Annotated in this window: 19 protein-coding genes; 10 read left to right on the forward strand and 9 right to left on the reverse strand. The window is 71.0% G+C overall.

What is annotated here, in order from left to right; genetic code table 11:
* The first annotated feature begins 47 nt into the window (after positions 1-47).
* Positions 48-233, forward strand: coding sequence for a 30S ribosomal protein THX (locus GGR71_RS07565; RefSeq protein WP_048490754.1), 186 nt, complete (start codon positions 48-50; stop codon positions 231-233).
* Positions 234-404: 171 nt separating this feature from the next.
* Here GGR71_RS07565 and GGR71_RS07570 read toward each other — a convergent pair whose 3' ends face one another.
* From GGR71_RS07570 to GGR71_RS07585, 4 genes are all read right to left on the reverse strand, one after another.
* The gene (locus GGR71_RS07570; RefSeq protein WP_160961501.1) at positions 405-1838 is read right to left on the reverse strand and encodes a chloride channel protein; all 1434 of its coding nucleotides are present in this window, start codon (positions 1836-1838) and stop codon (positions 405-407) included.
* Positions 1839-2118: 280 nt separating this feature from the next.
* A complete protein-coding gene (locus GGR71_RS07575; RefSeq protein ID WP_160961498.1) occupies positions 2119-3393 on the reverse strand; it encodes an alkaline phosphatase family protein in 1275 nt (424 codons plus the stop codon).
* Between the two features lie 109 nt (positions 3394-3502).
* The gene (locus GGR71_RS07580) at positions 3503-4030 is read right to left on the reverse strand and encodes a methylated-DNA--[protein]-cysteine S-methyltransferase (RefSeq protein ID WP_160961496.1); all 528 of its coding nucleotides are present in this window, start codon (positions 4028-4030) and stop codon (positions 3503-3505) included.
* On the reverse strand, positions 4027-5499 hold the full coding sequence (locus GGR71_RS07585; protein WP_184451777.1) for a DNA-3-methyladenine glycosylase 2: 1473 nt from the start codon (positions 5497-5499) through the stop codon (positions 4027-4029). Before GGR71_RS07585 ends, GGR71_RS07580 begins: the two co-directional genes overlap by 4 nt.
* A 210-nt stretch (positions 5500-5709) precedes the next feature.
* Here GGR71_RS07585 and GGR71_RS07590 point away from each other — a divergent pair, with 210 nt between their 5' ends.
* The 5 genes from GGR71_RS07590 (at position 5710) to ubiM (ending at position 9482) form a co-directional block, all read left to right on the forward strand.
* Positions 5710-6753 (forward strand): hypothetical protein, encoded by a 1044-nt coding sequence (locus tag GGR71_RS07590; RefSeq protein ID WP_160961622.1) that lies wholly within the window; start codon positions 5710-5712, stop codon positions 6751-6753.
* An 86-nt stretch (positions 6754-6839) separates the two neighbouring features.
* Positions 6840-7106 carry a hypothetical protein gene (locus GGR71_RS07595; RefSeq protein ID WP_160961491.1) on the forward strand — a complete coding sequence of 89 codons (267 nt, stop codon included), beginning with the start codon at positions 6840-6842 and terminating at the stop codon, positions 7104-7106.
* A 65-nt stretch (positions 7107-7171) separates the two neighbouring features.
* Positions 7172-7762, forward strand: a complete 591-nt coding sequence (locus GGR71_RS07600) for a DUF4019 domain-containing protein (protein WP_160961488.1) — start codon at positions 7172-7174, stop codon at positions 7760-7762.
* A gap of 43 nt (positions 7763-7805) precedes the next feature.
* Positions 7806-8195, forward strand: coding sequence for an MAPEG family protein (locus tag GGR71_RS07605; RefSeq protein WP_160961486.1), 390 nt, complete (start codon positions 7806-7808; stop codon positions 8193-8195).
* Between the two features lie 99 nt (positions 8196-8294).
* Positions 8295-9482, forward strand: coding sequence for a 5-demethoxyubiquinol-8 5-hydroxylase UbiM (ubiM, locus tag GGR71_RS07610; protein ID WP_160961484.1), 1188 nt, complete (start codon positions 8295-8297; stop codon positions 9480-9482).
* A 241-nt stretch (positions 9483-9723) separates the two neighbouring features.
* On the opposite strand, the gene GGR71_RS07615 is transcribed toward ubiM, so the two are convergent.
* Together GGR71_RS07615 and GGR71_RS07620 are read right to left on the reverse strand one after the other, a co-directional pair.
* Positions 9724-10053: a hypothetical protein gene (locus GGR71_RS07615; protein ID WP_160961481.1), complete on the reverse strand. Its 330-nt coding sequence runs from the start codon at positions 10051-10053 to the stop codon at positions 9724-9726.
* 67 nt (positions 10054-10120) lie between these two features.
* Entirely contained in the window at positions 10121-10342 is a 222-nt protein-coding gene (locus GGR71_RS07620) for an RNA-binding S4 domain-containing protein (RefSeq protein ID WP_160961478.1), read from the reverse strand.
* Positions 10343-10606: 264 nt separating this feature from the next.
* On the opposite strand from GGR71_RS07620, the gene GGR71_RS07625 reads away from it, so the two are divergent.
* The 3 genes from GGR71_RS07625 to GGR71_RS07635 all read left to right on the forward strand — a co-directional run bounded on the left by GGR71_RS07625 (position 10607) and on the right by GGR71_RS07635 (position 14708).
* Positions 10607-12565, forward strand: coding sequence for a DEAD/DEAH box helicase (locus GGR71_RS07625; RefSeq protein ID WP_160961476.1), 1959 nt, complete (start codon positions 10607-10609; stop codon positions 12563-12565).
* Positions 12566-12787: 222 nt separating this feature from the next.
* Positions 12788-13507 (forward strand): pseudouridine synthase, encoded by a 720-nt coding sequence (locus GGR71_RS07630; protein WP_160961474.1) that lies wholly within the window; start codon positions 12788-12790, stop codon positions 13505-13507.
* 133 nt (positions 13508-13640) lie between these two features.
* Positions 13641-14708: a diguanylate cyclase gene (locus GGR71_RS07635; protein WP_160961472.1), complete on the forward strand. Its 1068-nt coding sequence runs from the start codon at positions 13641-13643 to the stop codon at positions 14706-14708.
* 303 nt (positions 14709-15011) lie between these two features.
* Here the strand turns inward: GGR71_RS07635 and GGR71_RS07640 are convergent, their stop codons facing one another.
* From GGR71_RS07640 to GGR71_RS07650, 3 genes are all read right to left on the reverse strand, one after another.
* Entirely contained in the window at positions 15012-15959 is a 948-nt protein-coding gene (locus GGR71_RS07640) for a DMT family transporter (protein WP_160961470.1), read from the reverse strand.
* 52 nt (positions 15960-16011) lie between these two features.
* Positions 16012-16986 carry a 2-keto-3-deoxygluconate permease gene (locus tag GGR71_RS07645; RefSeq protein WP_184451779.1) on the reverse strand — a complete coding sequence of 325 codons (975 nt, stop codon included), beginning with the start codon at positions 16984-16986 and terminating at the stop codon, positions 16012-16014.
* 201 nt (positions 16987-17187) lie between these two features.
* Positions 17188-18027, reverse strand: a complete 840-nt coding sequence (locus GGR71_RS07650) for a DUF72 domain-containing protein (protein ID WP_160961465.1) — start codon at positions 18025-18027, stop codon at positions 17188-17190.
* A gap of 384 nt (positions 18028-18411) precedes the next feature.
* Here GGR71_RS07650 and GGR71_RS07655 point away from each other — a divergent pair, with 384 nt between their 5' ends.
* Entirely contained in the window at positions 18412-20025 is a 1614-nt protein-coding gene (locus tag GGR71_RS07655; protein WP_160961462.1) for a serine hydrolase, read from the forward strand.
* The last annotated feature ends 236 nt before the right edge of the window (positions 20026-20261 follow it).

Genomic DNA, 20261 nt, shown 5'->3' on the forward strand with positions numbered 1-20261 from the left:
GTGCATCTCGCGGGGGTTTTCGCACACACATTCAGGAGTCGATGAGCATGGGTAAGGGTGACCGCAAGACCGCCAAGGGCAAGCGCTACAACGCCAGCTACGGCAATTCGCGCTCGCACAGCGTGAGCAAGGTGGCCGTGGGCGCTGCCTCGCCGGCCGCGAAGAAGTCGGTGGTCAAGGCGCCGGCGGCGAAGAAGGCCGTGGCCAAGAAGACGGTCGCCAAGGCCGGCTGAGCCAGCCACCGGTTGCGACGAAGAACGCGGCGCTTGCGCCGCGTTTTTTTATGCCTGTTTTCCTGCGGGCGCTCGCCGGAAGACGAGCGGCCTTGCGGAGGGCGAAGCGGGAAGCGCACCGTCCGGTCGCGCCGCCACGCAGGGCATCGGCTGCGCCGGGCAAGCCGCCGCTCAGTGCGGACGTGGCGCGGTGGGGCCGTCGTCGCGGTCGTCGTGGTCGCTGCCGGCCAGATCGGCGACCAGCGAGGTCGGCGCGTCCTCTTCGGCGGGCGGCGTAGGCGCCGGCGGCGGTGCCACCAGCAACAGCTCGGCCAGGCCGCGGTAGATCGGCGTACGGCACACCAGCGCCGAGGCGCCGCGTGCGATCAGCACCGTCGCCAGGATCGGCAGCAGCATGTCGCTGCTGTCGGTGAGTTCCAGCGAGATCACCGCCGAGGTCAGCGGCGCCTGGGTCACCCCGGTGAGATAGGCGCACATGCCCAGCAGCACGAAGATGCGCGGGTCCACGCCTGGCATCAGCACGGCCAGGTTGTGGCCGAGCCCGGCGCCGACCGCCAGGGCCGGCGAGAACAGGCCGCCGGGGATGCCGGCCACGTAGGACACCAGGTTCGCCAGCAGCTTCATCAGGCCGAATTCATGGCCGACGCTGGCATGCCCCTGCACCAGGCTGCGCGCCTGCTCGTAGCCGGTGCCGAACGCGCCGGCGCCGAAGATCAGGCCCAGCAGCACCAGCGCCAGGCCGCACAGCGCGGCCAGCAGCACCGGCTGGCGTCGGCGCAGCTCGCCCAGCCAGCGTGGTCTGCCAGCGGCGCTCGCCAGCACCATGCGCGAAAAGGTGCCGCCGAGCAGGCCGGCGACCACGCCGCACAGCAGGATCGCCAGCCACGCCTTGCCCAGCGGCAGGCCGGCGGTGGCGACCCGGCCGAAGTAGGTGTAGTCGCCGAGCAGGCCCAGCGAGATCACGCCGCCGACGATCACCGCGGTCAGCAGGGTGCCGGAGAAGTGATGCTCGAAACGCCCGCTCAGTTCCTCGATGGCGAACACTACCCCGGCCAGCGGCGTGTTGAACGCGGCGGCGATGCCGGCAGCGCCGCCGGCCAGCAGGAAGTGGCTGGCCTGGCGCGCGTCGCGGAAACCGAACCAGCGCCCGAACACGTACATCAGGCTGGCGCCGACGTGCACGGTCGGGCCTTCGCGGCCGATCGAAGCGCCGCCGAACAGGGCCATCGTGGTCAGCATCAGCTTGCCGGCGGACACGCGCAGCGACAGGTTGGCCTGGCGGAAGCCGTCGTCGGGACGTTCCAGCGCGGCGATCACCTGCGGGATGCCGCTGCCGCGGGTGGGGCGCAGCGCGCCGTTGGTCAGCCAGGCGAGCAGGGCGAACACACCCGGGGTCAGCAGCAGCGCCCACCACGGCGAATGCGCGGTGATGCGCTGGAACACGTGGAAGGCGGCATCGCTGGCCTTGGCGAAGACGATGGACACCAGTGCCACCGCCACCGCACCGCCCCACAGCACGGCGCGCTGCTTCCAGCTCTCCTGCGAGATCAGCGGGCGCAGACGATGGCGCAGGCGCGGCGGTTGCGCGGAGTCGGGCGAGTGCATGCGGCCATTGTCGCACGCGTCGCCGAGCGCGGGCGCCGGCGGGACCCGGCCGTTGTCGTGGCGCTTAGGGCGTGTCACCCATTCCGGAGTATGCCGCGTTGGGTCTGGCAGGCGCGCGGCGCCGGCCGCGCGCCTGCCAGGCCCAACCCGAAGGGCCGCGATTGTGCGCGCCCGCGGCCGCGTCATCGCTCGGGCGTGCACGGACGTCCACTTCCTTGCTCTTCCTTGCCACAGGCACGCGCAATCGCGGCGCGGCATGCTCGGGGATTGGTGACCCGCCCTAGCGCAGCGCCGGCAACAGCGCCTGCGGATCGCCGTCGTTGGGCGCGGCGGGGATGCCGAGCAGGCGGGTCAGCAACGGGTAGACGTCGACGTTGTCGATCGGCGCCAGGGTGACGCCGCGGCGGAACGCCGGGCCGCGGGCGACGAACACCGCGCGCATCGACGGCAGCGCCGGGTCGTAGCCATGCGAGCCGCGCAGGCCGCGCGGTTTCTCGGCGATGCGCGCGCGCGGCAGCGCATCCCAGCCCTCGTGCATCTGGCACACGATCGGCGGAATGCGCGGGTTGCTGCCGTAGTGCCAACGCGCCGGCAGCTCGCCTTTGCGCCAGCAGTCGTACTGCGGGTGCGCGCCGAGCAGCCGCGCTTCGACCGCCGCCTCCTGGCCCGGGCGCGGGGCGATGCCCACCGATTGCCCGTAGCTGATCACCGTGACCTGTTGCGGCGGCACCATCTCCTCGACCGCCAGCACCTGCTTGGGCGGCACCGCGGCCATGCCGTGGTCGGAGACCAGCACCAGGTTGACGCGGTCCAGTTCGCCACGCTGCGCCAGGCCGTCGAGCAGATGCCCGATCGCGGCATCGATCCTGGCGATGGCCTGCGCGTATTCCTTCGACTCCGGGCCGTGGTCGTGGCCGGCTTCGTCCACTTGTTCGAAGTACAGCGTCAGCAGTTGCGGGCGCGGCGCGCTGGTATCGTCGAGCCAGCCCAGCACCTGATCGACCCGTGCGTTCGGCGGCATGTCCGCGTCGAAGGTCTGCCGGCGGCTGGGGCGCACGCCCTGGATGGCGGCCTCGCTGCCGGGCCAGGCCCAGGTCGCGGCATGCAGGCCGGCCTTCTCGACGCCGACCCAGATCGGCTCGCCACCCCACCAGCGGCCATCGCCGACGGCGGCGCGATCGCTGATCTGGAACGCGCCCAGCAGCGGGTCCTGCATGCTGTTGTGGACGATGCCGTGATGGTCCGGGCGCAGGCCGGTGGCGATGGTGTAGTGGTTGGGGAAGGTCAGTGACGGATACGAAGGCGTCATCCACTGCGCGCGCACGCCGTCGTGGACCATGCGACTGAGGTTCGGGGTGATGCCGCGATCGAGCATGTCCGCGCGCAGGCCATCGATCGAGATCAGCAGCACCGGCGTGGGCAGGGGGGCCGGTGCGGCGGCGCTGGGCGCGGCGGCCGCGGCGGTCGCGTGCGACGGCGTGGAGGGGGCGGAGGCGCAGGCACCGAGCAGCAGGGTAGCGCAGACGAGCGTGGAGCGCAGGACGGAGGACATCATCGCGGCATCATAAGGCGCGCACGGTGACGTGGCGAAGACAGGGCCGCCGCGCGTCCATCGGCACTGGGGCGGCGCGCAACGCCGTCGCATTCGCTGCAGGGCGTGGCGATCAGCCGAACAGCGAGGCCATCGTGCCGGCGGTTGCGCCGCCTCCCTCGCGCCGCTCCAGCGCCAGCAGCGCGGCCTTGGTCGGCAGGCCGCCACCGAAGCCAGTGAGCGCGCCGTTGGCGCCGATCACCCGATGGCAGGGCAGCACGATCGGCAGCGGGTTGCGGCCGTTGGCGGCGCCGACCGCACGCACCGCACGCGGCTGGCCCACATGCTGCGCCAGCTGCGCGTAGCTCCAGGTCGCGCCGAACGGAATCTCGGCCAGCGCCAGCCACACGCGGCGCTGGAAATCGGTGCCGTGCGGGGCCAGCGGCAGGTCGAAGCGTTCGCGCTCGCCGGCGAAGTAGGCCAGCAATTGCTCGCGGGCCTCGCGCACCGGCGCTGGGTCGTGGATCCAGTCGGCGCGGCCGCGCGCATCGTAGCGGTTCTCCGGGAACAGGATGTGGCGCACGCCATCGTTGCCGACGGCGACGGTCAGGGCGCCGATCGGCGTGTCGAAGCGGTCGTAGTACAGCGGGGACGCGGTCATGCGAAGGTCTCCTCGGGAGGATCGTTGGCCAGGTGCCACAGGTGCAGCACCGCGTAGGCGCGCCAGGGCCGCCAGGCCTGTGCGCGTGCCTCGGTGGCGCGTTCGCTCAGGCGCGCACTGTCCGCACCGAGCATGCGCTGCAGCACCAGGTCGCCGGCGGGGAAGGCGTCGGGCTGGCCGAGCGCGCGCAGCGCGATGTACTGCGCGGTCCAGGCGCCGATGCCGGGCAAGGTGATGGCGTGGGCGACGAAATCGTCCAGGCGCTGGCCGGCACGGAAGGACAGGCGGCCGTCCAGCACCGCCTGCGCCAGCGCACGGATCGTTGCGGCTCGCGAACGCGGCAGGCCGATGGCTTCCAGCGGCGCGTCGCGCAGCGCCTGCGGTGTCGGGAACGCGCGATCCAGCCCCGATGACCCGCCGGGCCGCGCGGCGCCGTGCCGGTCGACCAGGCGCGCGGCCAGGGTCGCCGCGCCGGCGACGCTGACCTGCTGGCCGAGCACCGCGCGTACCGCCACTTCGAAGCCGTCCCAGCCGCCCGGCACGCGCAGCCCGGGGCGCCGGGCGATGGCGCGCGCCAGCAGCGGATCGTCGTCGAGCGTGGCATGCACCGCGCGCAGGTCGGCATCCAGGTCGAAGACGCGGCGCACCCGGCGCACGATGTCGGGAATGGCGCGCGGATCGGCCGCGGCGATGTGCAGGCGCAGCTCGTGGCGCTGCGGATCGGCCTCGACACGGATGCGGGTGGAGGCCTCGCACGGGCCGAGCACGCGCTCGTAGCTGTCCTCACCGATGCGCTCGATGCCGGGGATCGCGCGCTTGCGCAGGAACGCCAGCATCGCCGGGAAGTCCAGCGGCGGCCGGTAGCCCAGGCGCAGCACCAGGTCGCCGCCGGGGCTCTCGGCGCGCTGCTTGCGGATCGCCGACGGCGCCATGCCGCAGCCGTCCAGGAAGGCGGCGTTGAAGCGGCGCAGGCTGTTGAAGCCGGCCGCCAGTGCCACCTGGGTGATCGGCAGCGCGGTCTCGGTGAGCAACTGCTTGGCCAGCAACAGGCGCCGGGTGGCGTGCACCGCTGCCGGGGTGGCGCCGAGCTGGGCCACGAACAGGCGCTGCAACTGGCGCGCGCTGATCCCCAGTTCGGCGGCCAGCGCGGCGACGCTGGCGTCCTGCAGCGCGCCTTCGGCGATCAGCGCCAGTGCGCGGCGCACGACCTCTTCGCCCAGGTGCTGCTGCGCCTCCGGCGACAGTTCTGGGCGGCAGCGCAGGCACGGCCGGTAGCCGGCCGCCGCGGCCGCGGCCGCGCTGGGGTAGTAGCGCACGTTGCTGCGCTTGGGCGGCGGCGCCGGGCACACTGGCCGGCAATAGATGCCGGTGCTGCGCACGGCGGTGAAGAACACGCCGTCGAAGCGCGCGTCGCGGGATTGGCGGGCGCGGTCGTAGAGGGCGTGGTCGGTGGCGGCGAGGGCAGGCATGGCGCCAGTCTAGTCGGCCGCGGCGCGGCGCACTGGCCGTTTTCGGACAGCAATGCCGTCGCTGCCGCGTGGCCGCGGCGTCCGCGGTTTAGGCGCAGTTGGGGAGGCTCCGCGCGGCGGCACTAGACTAGGTCCACAGGTGCCTGGCGCCTGTCTTTTTCGTATCGTCCATGGATCCTCCGTTTGGCCGCTCCGTTCAGACTCTGCTGGTTGTCGCTGTGTTGCCTGGGCCTGTTGGCCTGCGGGCAGCAGCCGGCGTCGGCGCCGCGGACCGTCGCCGACAGCCCGTCCGCCGATGGCGAGCACATGGTCTCGATCGGTGCGCCGTCGGCACCGCCGCCGCATGCGGTCGCGCCCAAGCGCGATCCGCAAGCCTGGGACGAGGCCACCCTGGAGAACGGCGAGGCCTTCATCAGCTGCGACACCGACTATGCCGCCGAAGCCGGCGACGGCCAGCCGCTGGCCGGGCTGGATCGGCCAGCGGTGGAAGCGGCGCTGGCGCCGTGCCGCGAGCGCGGGCTGATGCGGGTGCGCTATGTCGGCAAGATCAACGCCGGCTTCGCCGAGATGGTACGGCGGCTGGCCGACGTGGCCAGGCAGACCGGCATCGGCAAGCGCGTGCTCGACCTGGATTCCAGCGGCGGCCAGGTCGAAGCGGCGATCCGTGCCGGCGATGCGATCGGCGAATCCGGCTGGACCGTGTGGGTGCGCGAGGGCTCGGTCTGCCACAGCGCCTGCGTGTTCGTGCTGGCCGCCGGCGACAACCGGCTGATCTCCGGCAAGGTCGGCATCCACCGGATGATGCGGATCAGTTCCACCGCGACCTCGCGCGCAGAGCTCAACCGCGAACTGCAGGAGGTCTACGGCAACGTCAAGGACTACCTGGAGCGCAACGGTGTGGCGGTGGCGGTAGCCGACCTGATGATGACCGTGCCCAACCGCAGCCTGCGCCTGCTCACCAGCGACGAACTCAAGCAGTACGGGCTCGACGGCACCAACGCCGTGCAGGACGATCTGGAGCGAATCAAGCAGTTGCGCAAGTGCGGCGACGATTTCGTGCGGCGCAAGGATGCGTTCCTGGTCGCCTTCGACCAGGAGTGCAAGACCCGCAAGGACGTGGATCTGGAAACCCTGACTGCCTGCGGCCAGGCGCTGAAGCAGCGCTTCGGATTCCCGGACCAGGCCTGCCCAATGGAAAGCCCGCTGTCGGAGATCGACGTGGCGACGCTGCCGCTGGCTTCGCCCGGCGCCTGAACGGCCGCCGCGGCGCATGCCGCCCATTCACGTGGCGGGCATGGACGCGGGGCTAGCGTCGCTGCATCCCATCCCGGAGCACGCGCATGGCCGCCGGAACCCGCTTGATGTTGCGGCTGTATCTGCCCCCGGCGTTGCTGGCGTTGGGCGGCTTCGTGATCGCCGAAGTGCTGCTGCAACTCGCCAACGGCCTGCATGCGCCATGGTTGGCGCGGACCGGCTCGCTGCTGAGCCTGTTTGGCCTGCTCGCGGCGACCGCTTGGGCGCTGTGGGCGAGTTGGCGTGCCTGGCACCGCCAGCGTTACGCCGCGCCAGCCGCCGCCGTCGCGGCGCCTGGGGAGGAGACGACGTAGGCGCCGCTGCGCTGGCGCGCAAGGGCGGCGTAGACTGCGGCCCTCGCCACCGCCGCTGCCCAGCGATGTCCTTGTCCATCTCCGTCCCGTTTCGTCTGGCTCTTGTCCTGCTGACTCTCGTTGCCGGTGCCGCCGCTGCGCAAACCGCGGCGCCGACGCCGTCGGCTGCACCTGCGCCGCCTGCTGCTCCGCCAGCGGCATCGCCCACGTCCTCTGCCGCGCCCACGGCTGCACCAAAACCGGCGCCGCGCCATGCCGGCGCCACCGCGCCCGCACCCGGACCGCTGGCCAAGCAGGACGCGCAGATGGCCCAGGCCGGCCTGCGCGCCGCGCAACTGGTCGATGCCGGACGCACCGGCGAGCTGTGGGATGGCGCCTCGGTGGTGGCGAAGAAGGCGGTGACCCGCGCCGTGTTCGTGCGCGAAATCGACGCCGCGCGCGCACGGCTGGGTGCGCTGCTCGGTCGCGGCGTCGCCAGCGTGGCGCGGGTGCAGTACGCCGCCGGCTCGCAGGTGCCGCCGGGCACCTACGTCAACATCAGCTTCCCCAGCCGCTTCGCCAATGCGCCGCAGCCGGTGCGCGAACTGGTGTCGTTGCGGCTGGACGAGGACAAGACCTGGCGCCTGGTCGGCTATCACGTCGGCCTGCCCGACTGAGCGGCATGCTGCGCGCCGTCTTCCCTTTCCCTTAGAGGCTCCGATGCCCATCGAAATCCGCATGCTGGCCTGGGCGATCCTGCTCGGGATCGCGCAACTGCTGCTCGCCTCCGCCTTCGTCACCGCGCAGCGCGGGGTGAAATGGAACGCCAGCGCGCGCGATGCGCCGCAACCGCCGCCGGCCGGCGTGGCCGGGCGCCTGGACCGCGCGCTGCGCAACTTCCTGGAGACCTTCCCGTTCTTCGCCGCCGCAGCGGTGGCGGTGGCGGCGCTGGGCAAGGGCGATGCGCACACCGCGCTGTCGGCGCAGATCTACCTGTGGGCGCGGGTGGCCTACGTGCCGCTGTACGCGGCGGGCGTGCCGTACGTGCGCAGCCTGGTGTGGGTGGTGTCGCTGTGGGCGATCCTGCAACTGGTGTGGGCGCTGTTCTGAGCGCCGCGGGCTGCGACCGATCGTCGCAGCGCTGATCCAGATCAAGGACGCGGCGCGCGGCGGTCGTATGCTGGCCGGGTCCGATCACGGAGTCGTCGCATGCAAGTGGATATCGCCATCGTCGGGGCCGGCCCTGCCGGCCTGTGCTTCGCCCGCGCGCTGGCCGGAAGCGGCCTGTCGCTGGCGGTGATCGAGCCGCAGCCGCGCGTGGCGCTGGCCGAGGCCGCCTTCGATGGCCGCGAAATCGCCCTGACCCATGCCTCGCGGGCATTGCTGGAACAGTTGGGCCTGTGGGCGCGGATCGACCCGCAGGCGATTGCGCCGCTGCGCGATGCGCGGGTGATGAACGGCTCCTCGCCGTTCGCGCTGACCTTCGCCGCGGGCGAGGGCGGCCATGGCGATCTCGGCTGGCTGGTGCCCAATCACCTGATCCGCCGCGCCGCGTTCGGCGCAGTGCAAGACCAGCCCGGCCTGACCCTGCTCGATGGGGTCTCGGTGCAGGCACTGCGCCGCGACGCGCGCCAGGCGCAGGTACAGCTTTCCGACGGGCGCAGCGTGGCCGCGCGCCTGGTGGTGGCGGCCGACAGCCGCTTCTCCAGCACCCGGCGCATGAGCGGGATCGGCGCGCAGCTGCGCGATTTCGGCCGCACCATGCTGGTGTGTCGGGTGCGCCACGAACGTCCGCACCATCAGACCGCCTGGGAGTGGTTCGGCTACGGCCGCACCATGGCGCTGTTGCCGCTGCACGGCAACGAGGCCTCGGCGGTGCTGACCCTGCCGCCGGAGCGCGCGCAGGCATTGCTGCAGATGGACGCGGCAGAGCTGGGGGCGGAGATCAGTACCTGCTTCGAGCATCGCCTGGGCGCCATGACCCCGCTGGTGCGGCCGCAGGCCTATCCGCTGGTGGCGGTGTACGCGCAGCGCTTCGTGGCCGAGCGCTATGCCTTGATCGGCGACGCCGCGGTGGGCATGCATCCGGTGACCGCGCATGGGTTCAACTTCGGCCTGCAGAGCCAGGCGCGGCTGGCGCGCGCGCTGCACGACGCGGTGGCACGCGGCGGCGATATCGCCGCGCCGGCCTTGCTGGCCGGCTACCAACGCGGGCATCGCCTGGCCACGCGTCCGCTGTACGAGGCGACCAACGCGATCGCCGCGCTGTACACCGACGACCGCCTGCCGGCGCGTGCCCTGCGCAGTGCCGCGCTGCGCTTGGCCGACCGGGTCGTGCCGTTCAAGCGTGCGATCGCTGCACATCTGACCCAGCGCGTGGCGGCCGTGGCGCGCTGAGGGGCGTGGTGCGGTTGTGGCGATCCTGATCTCGGCCTGGCCTTCTCGGGGAAAATGCGAGCCGCCTCTGCCTGTCGTAGGAGTCAACTGTCATGCAGCCGCGACGCGCGAGATGCTGTGCCGTCCGATGGCGCAACGCGTCGGGACTGAAGTCCCTCCCACAGTGCACCCGGCGGGCTCGTCCAAGCCCCTGTGGGAGCGCATGGCATCAGATGGAGGGAGGCGCCCGGTGCAGCGGAGTCTAACCAGCGTCGCCGCGCCGCTGTTCCGCAATGGCGACCAGCGCGTCGAGGGCGCTCTGCAGGTCGCCGCTGCGCTGCGCCGCTTCGATCGGGGCGATGGCCCAGGCGCAGCCGGCGTGGCGCAGGTGCTGGCGCCAGTCGCCAGTCCAGGCCTCCAGTTCGTCCAGCGCCAGGGAGATGGAACCGCCGCGCTCCGCGTGGCCGCCGCGGATGGACTGGCCCAGGTGGAACGGCTGCGTTGCGTCCGGGTCGAGCTGCGCGATGTACACGTCGTGGTGCGGATCCTCCGCGGACGGCGCGATGTTGCGGATGCCGAGCGTGATCAGCATCGCCCGGCGACCCGTGGTATCCGGCAGCGCCGGCCGGCGAGGGGCAGGCCGGGCGCGCCGATGGCGGTCATACCTTGCCGAGCACCTGCACCTGTACGTCGCCCAGTTGCACCACCTGGCCCGCCCGCACCTTGCAGGCCTTGCGCAGTTCGACCTCCCCGTCCACGCGCACCTGGCCTTCGCTGATCACGGCCTTGGCTGCACCGCCGCTGTCGCACAAGCCGGTCAGTTTCAACAGGTGCTTGAGTTCCACGTAGTCGCTTTCTAACTGGAGATCGATGGTCTGCATTGGGGTCTGGCTCGGAAATCGGCGCCCATTGTCGGTCATTCGCGGGCAAAACGCCCACCATGTCGGCGGTTGCGGCTGTCGCTGTTGCCGCAGCCTGCGGCGCCGCGCCTGCTGGAGGCGGCCGCCATGGCTGGCGGCCGGCAGTGCGGAGAGGGTCACGCCTGAACGGTGCCGTTCACCTGGTTTCGACATGCGGCCCGGCAGGGCGCACAATAGGGGCTTCTTTGCGCCTGCCGGTTCTCTGCGGCGCCCCCGGAGTCTCCCATGTCCCAAGATACCCCCGCGCCGCTGCTGTTCGCAGATCTCGGCCTCTCCCCTGCTGTGATGAAGGCGGTCGCCGACGTCGGCTACGAGTCGCCGTCGCCGATCCAGGCCGCCACCATCCCGGCGCTGCTGACCGGCCGCGACCTGCTCGGCCAGGCGCAGACCGGCACCGGCAAGACCGCCGCCTTCGCGCTGCCGATCCTGTCGCGGCTGGATTTCGCCCAGCGCAAGCCGCAGGCGCTTGTGCTGGCGCCCACGCGCGAACTGGCGATCCAGGTGGCCGAGGCGTTCCACCGCTACGCCGCCGCGATCCCCGGCTTCCAGGTGCTGCCGGTGTACGGCGGCCAGCCCTACGTGCAGCAGCTGTCGGCGCTCAAGCGCGGCGTGCACGTGGTGGTGGGCACCCCCGGGCGCGTCATCGATCACCTCGACCGCGGCACCCTGGACCTGTCCGAACTGAAGACGCTGGTCCTGGACGAAGCCGACGAGATGCTGCGCATGGGCTTCATCGACGACGTCGAAGCGGTGCTGAAGAAGCTGCCCGACTCGCGCCAGGTGGCGCTGTTCTCGGCGACCATGCCGCCGGCGATCAAGCGCATCGCCCAGACCTATCTGAACGATCCGGCCGAGGTGATCATCGCCTCCAAGACCACCACCTCGGCCAACATCCGCCAGCGCTACTGGGCGGTGAGCGGGCTGCACAAGCTCGACGCGCTGACCCGGATCCTGGAGGTCGAGCCGTTCGACGCGATGATCATCTTCGCGCGCACCAAGGCCGGTACCGACGAGCTGGCGCAGAAGCTGCAGGCGCGCGGCCTGGCCGCCGCGGCGATCAACGGCGACATCCAGCAGGCGCAGCGCGAGCGGGTGATCCAGCAGCTCAAGGACGGCAAGCTCGACGTCCTGGTCGCCACCGACGTGGCCGCGCGCGGCCTGGACGTGGAGCGGATCAGCCACGTGCTGAACTACGACATCCCCTACGACACCGAAAGCTACGTGCACCGCATCGGCCGCACCGGCCGTGCCGGGCGCAGCGGCGAGGCGATCCTGTTCGTCAGTCCGCGCGAGCGCGGCATGCTGCGTGCGATCGAGCGTGCCACCCGGCAGCCGATCGAGGAGATGCAGCTGCCCAGCGTCGACGCGGTCAACGACCAGCGCGTGACCCGCTTCATGGAGAAGATCAGCGAGACCATCGCCAGCGGCGGCATCGACATGTACCGCGATCTGCTGCAGAAGTTCGAGGCCGAGAAAAACGTGCCGATGGTGGAAGTGGCCGCGGCGCTGGCGCGCCTGCTGCAGGGCGACACGCCGCTGTTGCTGGCTCCGGACCGTCCGCGTCCGCCGCAGAGCGAACGCTTCGAGCGCCGCGAGCGGCCCGAACGTGGTGAGCGCCCGGAGCGCCCCCGCTTCGAGCCGAAGTTCGAGCGCGAGCCGCGTGCGCCGCGTCGCGACGACGGCGAGCGTGCGGCGCGTCCGGCCCCGGCCGCGCGCGGCGAGGATTTCGATTACCACCGCGACGTCGGCAGCTTCGAGGCACCGCGCCGCGACAAGGCGCCGAAAGCGCCGCGCGGCGCGCCGGAAGTGGGCATGGAGACCTACCGCATCGAGGTCGGCCACCAGCATGGGGTCAAGCCGGCCAACATCGTCGGCGCGATCGCCAACGAAGCCGGACTGGAAAGCAAGTACATCGGCCGCATCGACATCCATGACGACCACTCGGTCCTGGATCTGCCGGCGGACATGCCGCGCGAACTGCTGACGCACCTGAAGAAGGTCTGGGTGTCCGGCCAGCAACTGCAGATGCGCAAGCTCGAGGGCGACGATGCCGGTGGCGCGCCGTTCAAGCCGAAGTTCGCCCGCACCGGCAAGCCCGGCGGCAAGCCCAACGCCGCAGGCCCGCGCCCGGCCGGCCGCTTCGCCGCCGACCGCCCGCCGCGCAAGGGTCCACCGAAGCGCTGAGAGGCGGGGATTGGGGAGTCGGGATTGGGGATTGGTGGCAGCGTTCCTAGTTCCGACCTCTCCCTGCGATGCCATGGTGATGGGTGTGTTGCGCCCCGACCCTCCTATGACATGCCTGGCGAAGCGACGTCAGCTGGCCGCTGTTCCCGCTCGGCTTTTCGTATCCTTGCCGCACACGCGGCATCCCGCTTTTGCCAATCCCCAATCCCGAATCCCCGCCCCATGCCAGTCCGCCTCAACAAGCACATCGCCGAGACCGGTTTTTGCTCGCGCCGCGAGGCCGATCGGCTGATCGCTGCGCGCCGGGTCACCGTCAACGGCATGCCGGGCGGGGTCGGGTCGGTGGTGGGCGAGGGCGACGAGGTCAAGGTCGACGGGCAGCCGTTGCGCGCGCGCGCCAAAGCCAAGAGCGGGCGCCGCCACGTCTACATCGCGCTGAACAAGCCGGTCGGGGTGACCTGCACCACCGAGAGCGCGGTCAAGGGCAACATCGTCGACTTCGTCGGCCACGAGCAGCGCATCTTCCCGATCGGGCGCCTGGACAAGGAGTCCGAGGGGCTGATCCTGATGACCAGCAACGGCGACATCGTCAACGAAATCCTGCGTGCCGAGAACCGCCATCAGAAGGAATACCTGGTGGCGGTGAACAAGCCGGTCACCGACGAATTCCTGCGCGGCATGGCGCGTGGCGTGCGCGTGCACGACCAGATGACGCTGCCGTGTCGCACCGCGCGGATCGCCAAGTTTGGCTTCCGCATCGTGCTGGAGCAGGGGCTCAACCGGCAGATCCGGTTGATGGCGGCCGCGTTCGACTACCGCGTCACCCAGTTGCGCCGGGTGCGCATCGACAACATCAAGCTCGGCGCGCTGAAGCCGGGCCAGTGGCGCAATCTCACCGAGCAGGAACTGCGCGGCCTGCTGCCGCAGCGCCAGGAATGGTAACCACGTCGCAGTGTCGATGGATGGCCGCCGCCACGCGGCCAGCCTGCACCGGCGGCGCGTCCGCCAGGACTGGCGTCCGCCGCGGATTTGGCCATACTGCGCAACGCGAACCATCGCCGCCGCCGGGTATCCCGTGATCAAGCCCCGCAAGCCCGACAACGAAGCCGCGCGCCTGCAGGCGCTGCACGCATTGCAGATCCTCGATACCGAACCGGAAACGTCCTACGACGATCTGGTCGACATCGCCGCCAAGCTGTGCGACGCGCCCTCGGCGCTGATCTCGCTGGTGGACGACGAGCGCCAATGGCTGAAGGCGCAGCGCAACGTGTGCCTGTTGAGCGACGCGCGCGACGAGTCGTTCTGCGGCCACACCATCCTGACCCCGGAGCAGGTCATGGTGGTCGCCGATGCCACTGCCGATGCGCGCTTCCAGCAGAATCCGCTGGTCACCGAGGGTGGAGTGCGGTTCTACGCCGGCGCGCCGTTGCTGACCCGCGACGGGCTGGCGGTCGGCACGGTCTGCGTGCTCGACAACCGTCCGCGCACCCTGGAGCCGGCGCAGTTGGAAGCGTTGCAGGCGCTGTCGCGGCAGGTAATGCAGTTGATCGAGCTGCGCCGCAGCAGTCACGCGCTGGCGCTGCAACTGCGCGAACGCGCGTGGTACGAGCAGCAGTTGCTGCAGTACCAGGACGCGTTGGAATCGCTCAACGCCGAACTGCTGGAGCAGGCGCGCACCGATCCGCTGACCGGCTTGCTCAATCGCCGTGCCTTCGCCACGTCGCTGATGATCCATGCCGAGGCGGCGCAACTGAGCGCCGCGCCGCTCAGTGTGGCGATCCTGGACCTGGATTATTTCAAGAGCGTCAACGACCTGCACGGCCACGACAAGGGCGACGAGGTGTTGTTGGCGCTGGCCGAGATGCTGCGCACGCGGATGCCGCCGGACAGCGTGGTGGCGCGCTACGGCGGCGAGGAGTTCGCGCTGCTGCTGCCGGGCCTGGATGCGGCGCGGGCGGTGCACGCCTGCGAACGCTTGCGTCAGGACACCAGCCTGCTGCAGCTCGGCGTGCCGCTCACCGCCAGCATCGGCGTGGCCGCGCTGCAGGGCCGCGAGAGCGCCGAGGACCTGCTCAAGCGTGCCGACCAGGCCCTGTACGAGGCCAAGCGCGCCGGCCGCGATTGCGTGTCGCTGGCGGCGTAGGCGCGTCAGCTCATCCCGGAGCGACACCTGAGTTCTTCCTTCTCTCGACGGGACCGCGGCCCCTTTTTCGGGGGAGGTGCCCCGCAGGCCGGACGAGCGTGGGCGCGCAGCCCCGCGTACTCACATTCCGCCAGAGACCCTTTCGCGCCTTACCCTCACCCCAACCCCTCTCCCGAGGGGAGGGGGGCTAGGAGTGCCGAGCAGGCCGCCCATCGCATTGGGCCTGCGGCCATGCCGCACATGCGCAGGACCGGGCCAATCTCGACTCCCCAATCTCCAATCCCGGAGTGAACGCCCCAGCGCTCACTCCACCACGTTCTTCGCCTCGCACGTGGCCAGCAGCTCCGGGTGCTGCACCGTGCGGGTGCGGGTCAGCAGCGGATGCAGGAACACCGCGCCCAGGATCACCGCCACGCCGAGGTAGAACAGCCCGGTGAGCTGGCGCTGCTCGTCCAGCAGCACGATCGCGAACACGATCGCGTAGACCGGTTCCAGGTTGGTGACCAGTTGCACCGCGTAGGCGCTGAGCCGGCGCAGCGCGACCAGGGCCAGGGCGAACGGCAGCAGCGTGCACAGCAGCGCCAGGGCCAGCAGTAGCGCGGTGTCGTGCAGGCTGGGCAGCACCAGCAAGGGCCCGCTCAGCGCTGGCAACACGAAGGGCAGCAACGGCGCCAGTGCGGTCAGGGTCAGGGTGCCGGCGCCCAGTTCCAGCGCGGTCACGGTCAGCGGATCGGCATGGTCGACCAGGCGCTTGTTGAGCGAGCCGAAGGCCGCCACCAGCAGCGCCGACACCGCACCGATCGCCACGCCGGCGCGCATCCCGTGCGGCACCCCGCCGACCACCAGGGCCACACCCGGCAGCACCGCCAGGCCGAAGGCCAGTTCGCTGGGGCGGAACGGCCGCTTCGCCACCCACGGTTCGATCACCGCGGTGAACACCGGCGCCAGCGCGATGCAGGTCGCTGCGACCGAGGCGTTGGCCAGCTTGATCGCACCGTAGAAGGTCAGCCAGTGCAGGCCGACCAGGGCGCCGACCACGGCGTAGCCCAGCGCCAGTTTCGGCGTCAGTGCGGCCAGTCCGCGCCACACCCGCGGCAGCAGGGCCAGCGCGGCCACCACCATCAGCATGCGCCACCACACCAGCGGCAGCGCGGGCAGGGTGATCAGCTTGCCGAGAATCGCGGTGATTCCCCACAGCAGGACGCAGAAATGGATTTGCAGCTGGGCTTTGGTGGTGGGGTGCATCGGCATCCGCGTATTGTCGCGCAAAGCGCGCCGCGACGGTCGCGGATCGGGTTACGGATCAGCCGTCCGCTGCGGACGGCGACGCGGTCCGCGCCATCTTGCGCGCATAGGCGGCGGTGAGCGGTGGCACCAGCAGTGCCGTCACCACCACCGAGGTCGCCACCAGCGCGGTCGCGGCCGGCGCGGTAGCCTGGAACTGCGGCGCCACCGCCGCCACCAGTGCCGGCGTGGCCACCGCCGCGCCCGCGGTGCTGGAGGCGGCGAGGCCGGCGCTGCCGTTGCCGCCGGCCAGCCAGCGGTCGGCCAGCAACAGCGGGATCCCGGTCGCCACGATCACCAGCAGGCCCAGCGCGACTCCGGCCACGCCGGCGTGGGCGACCATGCGCAGGTCCAGGGTGTTGCCCAGGGCGAAGGCGAAGAACGGGATCAGCGCCGGCGCCGCCCGCGCGAACAGGGCGCGCAGCGCCGGGTCCAGGTTGCCGAGCGCAAAACCCGCCAGCAGCGGCAACACCGCGCCAAGCAGCAGTCGCGGTTCGAAGCTGGCGACGCCGGCGCTGCCCAGGATCAGCATGGTCACCAGCGGTCCGGATTCCAGCGACATCAGCGCCATCGCCCCGGCTTCGCCGTGGCGGCCGTACTGCTGCATGAGCGCGGCGAACAGACCGGCGTTGGTCATGTCCATCGCCGCGACCAGCGCCAACACCGACATGCCGCTCCAGATGCCGGCGACGATGCCACCGGGCGGCAACAGCCGCGCGGCGATCACCGCGGTCAGCCATGCCACCGCGATCTTGGTCAGCACCAGCACGCCGGAGGCACGCAGCACGCGACCGCCGCTGCGCAGCCGGATCGAGGCGCCCAGGCAGAAGCACCACACCGCCAGGATCGGCACCAGCCCGCCGATCAGGCCCTGGGTAAACGAGCCGAACCAGGCGCCGGCCTGCGGCCACAGGGTGTGGCAGAGCGCGCCGAGCAGCAGCGGCGCCAGCATCATGCCGCCGGGAAGACGTTCGAGCGTGCGCTTGATCCGCATCGATGGACTCCGCGGGTGGAGGCACGGCGCGTTGCCGCGGCCCGGCACCGGCGCCGGACGGGCGCTGTTGTACCGCAGCGCGGCGACCGCCAGGTGTCGCCGGGTGCGTGCGGTCGAGGCCCGGTTCAGCCGTCTTGCGCCCGTGGCGTCGACGGTCGCGCTTGCGCTGTGCCGCACGTCGCGTGCGTGCGGCACAGCGCGTCACGCCTGTGCGGCGGACCCGAGGATCTTCAGCAGGGCCATCGCCGCTGCGGGATTGCGTTCCTTGGCGGCGCTGATGAAGTAGACGAAGACCTCGCGCGGCGTGGTCTTGGCCACGCTCGTGTCGGCGTGCGGCAGCGCCTGCGGATCCTCGCCGCGGCGCCAGGCCTGCGCGTGCGCGGCCCAGGCCTGCAGTTCCTTCGGCAGGTAGCCATGGGCGAGATCGGCGCGGCTGCGCATCAGCCGCGCATAGACGAAGTCGGCGCCCAGGTCGGCGAAGGAGGGGAACTCGGGGGAGTCGGTGAACACCGTGGCCACGCCGTGCCGGCGGGTCAGGTGCAGCAGTTCCGGGCCGACGCAGGTCGGATCGCGCACTTCCAGCACGTGGCGCAGCCGGCGTCCGTCGGCCTTGCGCGGCAGCAGGTCCAAGAATGCGGCCAGGTCGTCCAGGTCGAGGCGATGGCCGTGCTCGAACTGCCACAGCAGCGGACCGAGGCGGTCGCCAAGGCTGGCGATGCCGCCGACGAAATCCTCGATCTGCGTACTGGCGCCGGCGAGCCGCCTCAATGCGGTGATGCGCTTGGGCGCCTTGGCCGAGAACAGGAAGCCCGGCGGCGTTTCGTCGCGCCAGCGCACATAGGTCTCCGGCTTCTGCGCGCCGTAGTAGGTGCCGTTGATCTCGATACTGGTGACGTTGCGGCTGGCGTATTCCAGCTCGCGGCGCTGCACCAGCCCCTGCGGATAGAACATGCCGCCGCGCCACGGCGCGTAGGTCCAGCCGCCGATGCCGACGCGGATGCCCTCCGGCACGGCCGGGGCGGAGTCGAAGAGGTCGTTCATGCGGGCGTGTCCGGCGGCAGGCGGGGGGGCGATTGTGCCGCAGCGCGGCGTTGCGAGGTGTCGTCGCGGGCGCCAATGGCCTCGTGGCGTCGCCAGGCGGTGCGCGGCGCGCGCCTGTGCAGCGTGTTCGTCGCCCGCGCGATGGCATGCGGCGTGCGGCATGCAAGCGTGGAAGCGGGAATGGCCGCCAGGCTCCGCTGGCCGCTGCGTGCGGGATGGACGTCGGCGTCAGGTGGCGGCGCCCGGCTGGATGGCACCCGGAACTGCGCGGCGTGGACGCAGCGCAGCGTGGCTCCGCCGCAAACGGCCCGGCAGGCTCTACACTCGCCCTCGACGCGCGCGGCTGCGTGCGGCCTTGGTTTCCCTTCTTCAGGAGCGACGCAGTTGAAGAGCATCTCGATGGGCTGCGGCCTGTTGCTGGCGGTGAGCGCCACTGTGCAGGCGCAGGCGCCGGCCCCCGACGTGGCCCCCGCACCGGCCCCGGCCGCGTTGCCGCCGGCCTTGCAGGACCTCGATGCGCAGGTGGAGCGCGTGCGCAAGCAGTTCGACGTGCCGGGCATCGCCATCGCCATCGTCAAGGACGGGAAGGTGGTGCTGGAGCGCGGCTACGGCGTGCGCGAACTCGGCAAGCCGGAACCGGTGGATGCGCAGACCCTGTTCGCCATCGCCTCCAATACCAAGGCCTTCACCTCCGCGGCACTGTCGATCCTGGCAGACGAAGGCAAGCTCAAGCTCGAGGACCGGGTGGTGGACCACCTGCCGTGGTTCCAGATGTCCGACGCCTACGTCACCCGCGAGATGCGCGTGCGCGATCTGCTCAGCCATCGCAGCGGCCTGAGCTTGGGAGCGGGCGATCTGCTGTTCTGGCCGGCCACCAGTTACAGCAACGAAGAAGTGGTGCGGCGCCTGGCGCATGTGCCGCTGAAGGGCGGTTTTCGCGACCGCTACGCCTACGACAACATCCTGTACGCGGTGGCGCAGAAGCTGATCGAGCAGGTGTCCGGGCAGAGCTACGCCGAGTTCGTGCGCCAGCGCATCTTCGTGCCGGTGGGCATGACCGGCGCGCGCATCAACAGCGACCACCTGCAGCCGGGCGACGAGGCCGCGGTCGGCCACGCCAAGTTCGATTTCCGCGAGCTGCGCACGGTGGCGCCGCTGACCTGGTCCAACAATTCCGGTGCTGGCGGCATCTACGCCAACGTGCACGACATGGCCAAGTGGATGCAGGTACAGCTCGACGGCGGGCGCCTGCCGTCCGCCGACGGCCAGGCGCGTCAGCTGTTCAGCGCCCAGCGCCAGCAGGAGATGTGGCAGATGATCACGCCGATCGCGGTGTCCGAGCCGAGCGTGCCGGAACTGCTGCCGGCCAAGCCGAACTTCGCCGGCTACGGCGAGGGCTGGAGCCTGAGCGACTACCGTGGCGCCAAGCTGGTCTGGCACACCGGCGGCTGGCCGGGCATGGTCTCGCGGCTGACCCTGGTGCCGGAGCGCAAGCTGGGCGTGATCGTGCTGACCAACCAGGAGGTGGGCGCCGCCTTCAACGCGATCACCCTGCGCGTGCTGGACGCCTACCTGGGCGCGCCTGCGACCGACTGGACCGGTGCCTACGCCAAGGCCGTGGCCAAGGCCGACGCCAACGCCGACGAGGACTGGGCTAAGCACGTGGCCGCGCGCGACGCCAAGTCGACGCCGTCGCTGCCGCTGTCCGGCTACGCCGGCACCTACCGCGACCCGTGGTACGGCGACGTGGTGGTGCGCCAGCAGGGCAAGCGCCTGGAACTGCAGTTCAGCAAGACCGCGCAACTGGTCGGCACCCTGGAGCACTGGCAGCACGACACCTTCATCGTGCGCTGGCGCGACCGCTCGCTCAACGCCGACGCCTTCGTCAATTTCGCGCTGACGCCCGACGGCAAGGTGCGCGAGGCGCGCATGCAGGCGATCTCGCCGCTGACCGATTTCAGCTTCGATTTCCAGGACCTGGTGCTGACGCCGGAGTGAGGCCGGGATTGGGGAGTGGGGATTCGGGATTCGTAGGAGCGGCTTCAGCCGCGACCAGACGTTATCGGTAACGCCTGGTCGCGGCTGAAGCCGCTTCTACACGTTGGGCGTCAGCGGGTGGCGCCGCTTTTGCGAATCCCTAATCTCCAATCCCTAATTCCCGCTTCATCTCGAATCCCCATTCCCAGCGTCACAGAACGTGACGCCCGATACGCTACCCTGACGCCCCTTTTTCA

It is taken from the genome of Xanthomonas sp. F1, from assembly GCF_014199855.1.